Raw genomic sequence first — 1,521 nt, 5'->3', positions numbered from 1 at the left:
AGTGAAGAAGTTTCTGTAATGGAAATGGAGCGAAGGGGTAAACAATCAATAAGTTTGAGTATGTCTCGTGTTGCAGAAATGACAACATCTGCCGTAACCAATCGGGGAAAAGATGGTCGAATCGAGCGAGTCGGAAAGGAAAGAACGCATGGACGCAAGTAGTCTAATGGAGCAGATTTTGTCAAAAGATAACCTCAATCAGGCATATCTGCAAGTCGTACGTAACAAAGGTGCAGAGGGCGTGGACGGAATGAAGTACACGGAACTTAAGGAACATCTTGAAAAGAACGGCGAAATTATCAAGGAACAGTTGAGGACAAGAAAATATAAACCTCAACCAGTACGCAGAGTGGAGATACCAAAGCCAGATGGTGGTGTCAGAAACTTAGGAGTACCAACAGTAACAGACCGATTTGTACAGCAAGCCATAGCACAGGTATTAACTCCTATCTATGAAAAACAATTCCATGAACATAGTTATGGATTCAGACCGAATAGATGTGCACAGCAGGCAATCATCAAAGCACTAGATATGATGAATGACGGCTATGATTGGATTGTTGACATTGACTTGGAGAAGTTCTTTGACACAGTAAACCACGATAAGCTGATGACCTTAATCGGTAAAACAATCAAGGACGGAGATGTAATCTCAATCATCAGAAAGTTTCTAGTCAGCGGAATAATGGTAGATGATGAATACAAGGAATCAGTGATAGGAACACCACAAGGCGGAAATCTATCGCCACTCCTTGCAAATATCATGTTGAATGAATTAGACAAGGAAATGGAGCAAAGAGGACTAAATTTTGTCAGATATGCGGATGACTGTATTATTATGGTTGGAAGTGAAATGTCTGCAAAGAGAGTGATGAGAAATCTCACAAAGTTTATTGGGGAGAAACTAGGGCTCAAAGTAAATATGACAAAGAGCAAGGTGAACAGACCAAGCGGTTTAAAATATCTTGGATTCGGATTTTACTTTGATATAAAGGAGCACCAATATAAGGCGAAGCCGCATGCAAAATCGGTAGCGAAGTTCAAGAAAAGAATGAAAGAACTCACCTGTCGAAGCTGGGGCGTAAGCAACAGCTATAAGGTGGAGAAACTTAATCAACTCATCAGAGGATGGATAAACTACTTCAAAATAGGTAGTATGAAAACCTTATGCAGAAGATTAGATGAAAATATCCGCTATCGGCTGCGAATGTGCATTTGGAAACACTGGAAAACGCCGCAAAACAGAGCTGAAAACTTGATAAAGTTAGGAATAAAGCCTAAATATGCATGGTCTACAGCATACACCGGAGCAAGAATAGCGTATGTATGTCAAAGAGGCTGTGTAAATCAAGCGATAACCAAAGAGAGACTAACCCGATTTGGATTAGTCTCCATGTTAGATTACTACACCGAAAGGTGTGTTACTTGTTAAGTTGATTGAACCGCCGTATACGGAACCGTACGTACGGTGGTGTGAGAGGACGAAATTTCTCATAAACGAGAAATTTCTCCTACTCGATT

1 protein-coding gene is annotated in these 1,521 nt (G+C 40.6%); it reads left to right on the top strand.

Annotated elements, in window-relative coordinates:
* Nucleotides 1-148: 148 nt before the first annotated feature.
* On the top strand, nt 149-1,432 hold the full coding sequence (ltrA, locus tag DWX73_RS13245; RefSeq protein WP_118349125.1) for a group II intron reverse transcriptase/maturase: 1,284 nt from the start codon (nt 149-151) through the stop codon (nt 1,430-1,432).
* Nucleotides 1,433-1,521: the final 89 nt, after the last annotated feature.

This window comes from Coprococcus sp. AF21-14LB (assembly GCF_003458885.1).
Lineage (GTDB): Bacteria > Bacillota > Clostridia > Lachnospirales > Lachnospiraceae > UBA9414.
The sequence above is the reverse complement of the archived record's forward strand: the minus strand, read 5'-3'. Positions and strand labels throughout refer to the sequence as shown.

Excerpts from the sequence above, each read along its gene's own strand:
- ltrA (WP_118349125.1), top strand. The coding sequence starts at position 149 with ATGGACGCAAGTAGTCTAATGGAGCAGATTTTGTCAAAAGATAACCTC.